A 7,045-nucleotide genomic window follows, 5' to 3' on the forward strand; every position below is an offset into this window, starting at 1 on the left:
CCTATTACGCGCTGTTCCAATCGTCTCTGGTCGACGGCTGCGGTCAGGTCCGGTCGCTGACCCTGAAAACCGGCAAGGCCTCCGTGCGCGGTTCGACCCTGGTTTTCACGCCGACGGCAGGAACCTACAAATCCGTCAATGGTTGCCGGCCCGACCTTACGGGCCTCTGGAAATTCAAGCCCGGTGACCTGAAGCCGGTCTCCTTGCGTTGGCAACTGGACGGCAACCAGTTGCGGCTGATCGACCCCGACGGCGAAGCGAGCGGCGTTTACTCGAGGAGGTGAACCTAGCGCTCGCCGGTCAGCGCGTCGATGCGGGCGCGTAACATTGCAATCTCCTCCTCGAGGGCGCTGACGCGCTCCTCGAGGCCGGAGGCAGATGAAGCAGCCGACGCAGCCTGCATGGCGATGGGGGCGATCTGCGGAATCCCGCTCAGCAGATGGACGTAACGCTCCTCGCGCTGGCCCGGTCCGCGTGGGATTTCCTGGATGAGTGGCGGTCGGCGGCCGATCAGCATGTCGAGCTCGGCGCGCAAATCTTCGATCGACGAAAACCGTGCCATGCGCTCGGTGCGCGCCGACAATTCATGGGCCGTCTGCGGCCCGCGCAGCAACAGCAAGCCGATCAAGGCGGTCTGCGGTGTGGTCAGCGAGAAGCGCTGCGCCATCTGGTGCTCGTAGCGCTCGACACGCGAACCGAACATCTGCCGCACCAGCCCCTTTTGTTCGAGCAGCTTCAGCCCCCGGTGCACCTCGCTCTGCTCCAGCGCCATCACCGGCTCGCGCGCCGTCTTCTGGTTGGCGGCGGCCAGTGCCGCGTTGAGCGTCAGCGGATAGACATCCGGCGTCAGCTCCTTCTTCTCGATCAGGCAGCCGAGAATGCGAGCTTCCACAGGGGAAAGGATGGGAAGGTCATCGCTCATTGGATTACTCTCGCCGGCAACCAACCAACCGCCTAAACCCTTCTCTCCACCATCATCTTCTTGATCTCCGCGATCGCCTTGGCCGGGTTGAGGCCTTTGGGGCAGGTCTGCGCGCAGTTCATGATGGTGTGGCAGCGATAGAGCCGGAACGGGTCTTCGAGATTGTCGAGCCGCTCGCCGGTGGCCTCGTCGCGGCTATCGATCAGCCAGCGATAGGCCTGCAGAAGCGTTGCCGGGCCGAGATAGCGGTCGCCGTTCCACCAATAGCTCGGGCACGAGGTCGAGCAGCAGGCGCACAATATGCATTCATAGAGCCCGTCGAGCTTCTCGCGGTCCTCATGGCTCTGCAGCCACTCCTTGGCCGGCTCCGGCGACACCGTCTTCAGCCAAGGCTGGATCGACGCGTGCTGGGCGTAGAAATTGGTGAGGTCGGGCACCAGATCCTTGACCACCTGCATATGCGGCAGCGGGTAGACTTTTACCGCGCCCGAAATGTCGTCGCAGCCCTTGGTGCAGGCGAGCGTGTTGGAACCGTCGATGTTCATGGCGCAGGAGCCGCAAATGCCTTCGCGGCAGGAACGCCGCAAGGTCAGCGTCGGGTCGATCTTGTTCTTGATCCACAGCAGCGCGTCGAGCACCATCGGCCCGCAGTCGTCCATGTCGACGAAATAGGTATCGATGCGCGGGTTCTCGTCGTCGTCCGGCGACCAGCGATAGATGCGGTATTCCCGCAGATTGGTGGCGCCCTCCGGCTTCGGCCAGGTCTTGCCCGGCTTGATCTGCGAATTCTTGGGGAGCGTGAGTTCAACCATGTTCGATCCTCAATACACTCTGGCCTTGGGCGCGATCTTGGCGAGGCTGATGCCGCCGTCCTTTTCAGCCAGCTGCGGCTCGGTGTGCACCGGCCGGTAGGAGAGTGCCACCTCGCCGTCTTCGCTCAGCCTGGCCAGCGTATGCTTGCGCCAGACCGCGTCGTCGCGCGCCGAAAAGTCCTCGCGTGCGTGCGCGCCACGGCTCTCCTTGCGCGCCTCGGCGCTGTAGACCGTGGTGATGGCATTGGCCATCAGGTTTTCCAGCTCCAGCGTTTCGACCAGATCGGAGTTCCAGATCATCGAGCGGTCGGACACTTTGATGTCCTTCAACTCGCCCCAGATCTGCGAAATGCGCTTACAGCCATTTTCGAGCGACTCCTGCGTGCGGAATACGGCCGCGTCTTCCTGCATCGCCTTCTGCATCTTTTCACGCAGCACCGCCGTCGGTGTCGAGCCGTTGGCGTAACGCAGCCGGTCGAAGCGGTCCATGATCTTTTCGACCGAGGCTTCGTTGGGCGAAGGGATCGCCGACTTGCGGTCGATGACCTGGCCGGCGCGGATCGCCGCCGCGCGGCCGAACACCACAAGATCGATCAACGAATTCGAACCGAGCCTGTTGGCGCCGTGCACGGAGGCGCAGCCGGCTTCGCCGACAGCCATCAATCCGGGCGACACCTGGTCTGGATTGAGCGCCGTCGGATTGAGCACCTCGCCCCAGTAATTGGTCGGCACGCCGCCCATATTGTAGTGGACCGTGGGCAGCACCGGGATCGGCTCCTTGGTCAGGTCGACACCGGCAAAGATCTTGGCCGATTCCGAAATGCCCGGCAGCCGCTCATGCAGGACGGCGGGATCGAGATGGTCGAGATGCAGGAAGATGTGGTCCTTGTTCTTGCCGACGCCGCGGCCTTCGCGGATCTCCAGCGTCATGCAGCGCGAGACGACGTCGCGCGAGGCAAGGTCCTTGGCTGACGGCGCGTAGCGCTCCATGAAGCGCTCGCCCTCGGAATTGACGAGATAGCCGCCCTCGCCGCGCGCACCCTCGGTGATCAGGCAGCCGGCGCCATAGATGCCGGTCGGGTGGAATTGCACGAACTCCATGTCCTGCAGCGGAAAGCCGGCACGCGCGGCCATGCCGCCGCCGTCGCCGGTGCAGGTGTGCGCCGAGGTGGCCGAGAAATAGGCGCGGCCATAGCCGCCGGTCGCCAGCACCACCATCTTGGCCGAGAAGCGGTGGATGGTGCCGTCATCCAGGTTCCAGGCGACGACACCGGTGCAGGTGCCGTCCGGCTCCATGATCAGGTCGAGCGCGAAATACTCGATGAAGAACTGCGCATTGTTCTTCAGCGACTGGCCGTAAAGCGTATGCAGGATGGCATGCCCGGTGCGGTCGGCGGCGGCACAGGTGCGCTGCACGGGGGGACCTTCGCCATAGTTCATCATGTGGCCGCCGAACGGCCGCTGGTAGATCTTGCCCTCTTCGGTGCGCGAAAACGGCACGCCGTAATGTTCGAGCTCGTAGACCGCGGCCGGCGCCTCGCGCACCAGATATTCCATGGCGTCGACATCGCCCAGCCAGTCCGAGCCCTTGACGGTGTCGTACATGTGCCATTGCCAGGAATCGGGACCCATGTTGGACAGCGAGGCGGCAATGCCGCCTTGCGCCGCCACCGTGTGCGAGCGGGTCGGGAACACCTTGCTGATGCAGGCGGTGCGCAGCCCCTGTTCGGCCATGCCGAGCGTGGCGCGCAGGCCGGCGCCGCCGGCGCCAACGACCACCACGTCGAACTTGTGGTCGACAAGGGTATAGCCTGCCGTGTTGGCTTGTTTCGCGTCCTTGGCCAACTCAGCCTCCGAATGCCAGCTTGAGCAGGGCGAAGATCGAGGCGACGCCGACCGCTATGGTGAAAAATGTATTGAGCGCGATCAGCGCCAGCTTCATGCCTTCGCCATGCACGTAATCCTCAATGATCACCTGCATGCCGATCCGCATATGGGTGAGACCGGAGATGAGCACCAGGGCCATCACCAGCGCCACGAACGGGTTGGCAAGGGCTGCCCGCACATGCTCGTGGTCGGCGCCGTTGAGCGCGATCAGGAAACCGACGAAGAACAGGATCAGCGGGATGTTGGCGATCGCGGTCAGGCGCTGGCGCCAGAAATGCCCGGTGCCCTCGCGGGCGGAGCCGAGGCCGCGGACCCTCGCCAGCGGCGTGCGCATGTCGGTGTTTTTGCCGCTCATCATCAAGCTCCCCGCGCCATGGTGCCGGCGATCCAGATCAGCAGCGTGAGCAGGATCGAGCCGGCCAGCGTCGCCCAGGCGATCTTCGAGGCGGTATGCTTTTCCAGGCCCGCGCCCGTGTCCCAGATGAGGTGCCGTACGCCGCCCAGCATATGATGCATCAGCGCCCAGGTGTAGCCGAACAGGATGATCCGGCCGAGCCAGGTGCCGAAGGCCGAATTGGCCCAATCGAAGGTCGCCTGCGAGCTTGCCGCCGCCATCAGCCACAGGGCGACCAGCAGCGTGCCGAAATACAGCGCGCCGCCGGTGATGCGGTGAATGATCGACATCGTCATGGTGATCGGCGGCCGGTACACGGTGAGGTGCGGCGAAATCGGCCGTTCACGTCTGGCAAATTCGCGGGTGGCTGGTGATTTGCTCATGGCTCCCCCAGTTCGGCGTCTCTCTGGAGCCTCAGGTGGAAATGCGGCATTGCCGCTTCCGGTTGCGACTTCGGACAGCCGGTTTCTAATGCTCTTTTTGCACCGCGTCAAAGCCAGAAAACCGTTTCGAAAACGTAATTTAGTCTGACTAAAAGGCGGGCTTTGGCTTCAATCGATTAGGCTGGGAAGGCCTGAAGCCGGCTCGATATCGCTGCAGTGCAACATATCTGGCTCCAGGGCCCAGCGGTGGTGAGACTGGCGTCAGCGTTTGCAGGTCTGCGGCGTCGATCCCTTCTTCATCACCAGCGCCTCGCGCCCGTCGATCACGATTGCGTCATGCGTGGCCGCCTGGTAGCGGCTGCTCTGGTTGGCAGGCGACGCCGCAAACTCCTCGGTCGCGCCGTCGGACCCGACCACACGCAACGACGTGCCTAGATTTTGGATGAAAATCATACCGTTGTTGCCGCATCTATAGGTGGCCGTGCCTATGCCTGGTCGCGGCGCGGTAAGGTCGGTGATGATCTTGGGTGCAGCTGCCGGAGGCACCGCGGCTGCGACGGACTGCTGGGCCGGCGCAGGTGAGACGACGACGGTATTGGCTGCCTTCGGCGCGCTGTCTTGCGGCACACAGGCAGCGACGACACCGAGCAACGGGAAAACGGACACCCAAATCGGCCGGCGTAGCGCCATATGCTGTCCTCCCGCGCGGCAAGCGGCCACGATGCTTTGTCCAGATCACGATCGTCCCGACGCCAAGGCGGACGCCGCCGCGATGGTGCGGCCAAGCATGGCCGAATGATGGCCACCGGGTTTTCCATCCAGTCGGATATTAACGGATATTAACCATGTTTACCGAGACATCGCCGCCAAACGCGCCGGCCTCTTAACAAAGGTTAAGAAACCGTTAATTTCTGATTCGAGGAGGCTTTCCCTCAAGACACGGAGGACGCCATGCGTTCGAATTCGGGCAAATCGCGCCTTGCGGCGCTCGTCGTAGCAGCCTCGGTCGCCGGCCTTGCAGCGCCAGCGCTTGCCGGCGCACGGCATCAGGATCGCGTCTACGCCGATTCCTTCGGCAACCTCGTCGTCGACAGCGCCGCCGGCTACAAGCGCATCATCGTCGGCCAAGGCAGGCTGGCCAAGCAGCTCTCCGACTACACCAGCGCCGGCCAGCCCAAGGTGATCTACGAGAACGAAGCCGACGAAATCGGCGGTTATAGCGATTGCTACCGGCCGCCGGTGCTGGTGAAGGGCCGCTCCTATATGTACGGCCTCTCCGACGGCGAGATGCCCGAACTCAGCCCCTGCCGTTAGCTTCCGTTCCGGCTGACGACCAGTTGCCGGCAGGCCCGACGGAGACGCGCACGCAATCGCGCCCGGCATTCTTCGCCTGATAGAGCGCCTGGTCGGCCCGCCGCATCAGATCGGCAAAGTCTTCGCTCGCATGGAGTTCGGCGACGCCGAAGCTCGCGGTGCAGCGGTTGTCAGCCGGCAGTCCGTCTATGGGCAGCGCGCCGAAGGCGCTGCGCGTCCCCTCGGCGAACAGCCGCGCCGCGGCAAGGTTGGTTCCCGGCAGGATGATGGCGAACTCCTCGCCGCCAATGCGGCCGGCAACGTGATGCGCGGCGGCGGCTTCACGCAGGAAGCCTGCAAAAGTCTCGATCACCCGGTCGCCGGACGCATGGCCGAAGCTGTCGTTGACGCTCTTGAAATGATCGAGATCGGCTATGACCAGCGCGACCGGCACGCCTTGCCGCAGGGCGCCAAGCACCGCCAGTTCGGCATGGCGGGTGAAGCCGCCGCGATTGAGCAGGCGCGAAAGCGTGTCCGTCTCCGACTTCGACGTCACTTCGGCAAGCACGTCGCGAACCAGGATGGCCAGCATCAGCAGCGCCAGCGCCAGCGCAAAGACAGTGCCGAGCGATTGCGACACCAGCGCGTAGTTGCTTTGCAGATAGGCTTGCGGATTGGCGCCCCAGCCGCCGAGCGCATGGGCGATGAATGGCTTGGAGGCAAACTGCAGGCCGCTCGCCGCCAGCACGGCCATCAATATGCGATCGAGACGGGCAAGCTTTTGCCTCGATGACCAGACGATGGCCAGCCCGATGAACTGCATGACCGCATAGGGAAGCTGGTAAGCCATGATGCGGATCAGCGACTGGCGGGGCAGGTCCTGTACGAAATACACAGCTATGGTGGTGGCCAACAGGAAAAACAGCATCGCCTTCCAGGGCGGCGCCACGCCGTATTTGCGGGCAAGCCCGCCATTGAACGCAATGGTGGCGGCAAGGAAGACCGCGAAGGCGGCAACGACCGGGAGCCGCGCGTCGGCAAAAGCGGGAATGGAGAATTCGATGGCCGAATAGGCCATGCCCAGCAGATAGCCAAATGCCAGCCAGCGCGCCGGCGCCCGGCCGACATCGTGGAAGGCGACCGCCATGAAGCAGGCCGCCAGCAGGCCGGCAACCGACAGATTGATCAACAGGATGAAGTTGGCGCCGCTCATGTTCTCCCGCACCCGCGCCGACAGCTAATCATCGACGGGCGAAGAAGACGTTAACGTCCTGGCCGGCCAGGATTCAGCCGGTCTTGAGCGGCTCCGGCAGGAACGCCGTTTCCGGCCGCTCATAGGACAGGCGTACACTGT

General features: G+C 63.8%; 9 protein-coding genes. 2 read left to right on the forward strand and 7 right to left on the reverse strand.

The window, feature by feature from the left end; genetic code table 11:
* Positions 1-284, forward strand: a 284-nt coding sequence (locus EN994_RS12235; protein ID WP_164745886.1) for a hypothetical protein, incomplete at its 5' end; no start/stop codon positions are given.
* 2 nt (positions 285-286) lie between these two features.
* Here the strand turns inward: EN994_RS12235 and EN994_RS12240 are convergent.
* The 6 genes from EN994_RS12240 to EN994_RS12265 all read right to left on the reverse strand — a co-directional run bounded on the left by EN994_RS12240 (position 287) and on the right by EN994_RS12265 (position 5,088).
* Positions 287-922, reverse strand: coding sequence for a DUF480 domain-containing protein (locus tag EN994_RS12240; RefSeq protein ID WP_027163303.1), 636 nt, complete (start codon positions 920-922; stop codon positions 287-289).
* Positions 923-954: 32 nt separating this feature from the next.
* Positions 955-1,734, reverse strand: coding sequence for a succinate dehydrogenase iron-sulfur subunit (locus EN994_RS12245; RefSeq protein ID WP_013528877.1), 780 nt, complete (start codon positions 1,732-1,734; stop codon positions 955-957).
* A 9-nt stretch (positions 1,735-1,743) separates the two neighbouring features.
* Positions 1,744-3,579 (reverse strand): succinate dehydrogenase flavoprotein subunit, encoded by a 1,836-nt coding sequence (sdhA, locus tag EN994_RS12250; protein ID WP_063169528.1) that lies wholly within the window; start codon positions 3,577-3,579, stop codon positions 1,744-1,746.
* A gap of 1 nt (position 3,580) precedes the next feature.
* Positions 3,581-3,976, reverse strand: a complete 396-nt coding sequence (sdhD, locus tag EN994_RS12255; protein ID WP_013528875.1) for a succinate dehydrogenase, hydrophobic membrane anchor protein — start codon at positions 3,974-3,976, stop codon at positions 3,581-3,583.
* Positions 3,977-3,978: 2 nt separating this feature from the next.
* Positions 3,979-4,398, reverse strand: a complete 420-nt coding sequence (sdhC, locus tag EN994_RS12260) for a succinate dehydrogenase, cytochrome b556 subunit (RefSeq protein ID WP_063169529.1) — start codon at positions 4,396-4,398, stop codon at positions 3,979-3,981.
* A gap of 261 nt (positions 4,399-4,659) precedes the next feature.
* A complete protein-coding gene (locus EN994_RS12265) occupies positions 4,660-5,088 on the reverse strand; it encodes a hypothetical protein (protein WP_063169530.1) in 429 nt (142 codons plus the stop codon).
* Positions 5,089-5,349: 261 nt separating this feature from the next.
* Between EN994_RS12265 and EN994_RS12270 the strand changes: the two genes are divergently transcribed.
* Positions 5,350-5,712 carry a hypothetical protein gene (locus tag EN994_RS12270; RefSeq protein WP_024504989.1) on the forward strand — a complete coding sequence of 121 codons (363 nt, stop codon included), beginning with the start codon at positions 5,350-5,352 and terminating at the stop codon, positions 5,710-5,712.
* On the opposite strand, the gene EN994_RS12275 is transcribed toward EN994_RS12270, so the two are convergent.
* Positions 5,696-6,904, reverse strand: coding sequence for a GGDEF domain-containing protein (locus EN994_RS12275; protein ID WP_063169531.1), 1,209 nt, complete (start codon positions 6,902-6,904; stop codon positions 5,696-5,698). The genes EN994_RS12270 and EN994_RS12275 overlap by 17 nt on opposite strands.
* Between the last annotated feature and the right edge of the window lie 141 nt (positions 6,905-7,045).

Origin of the sequence: Mesorhizobium sp. M7A.F.Ca.CA.002.09.1.1, assembly GCF_003998555.1 — a bacterium.
In the GTDB taxonomy this organism is placed as follows: Bacteria; Pseudomonadota; Alphaproteobacteria; order Rhizobiales; family Rhizobiaceae; genus Mesorhizobium; species Mesorhizobium ciceri.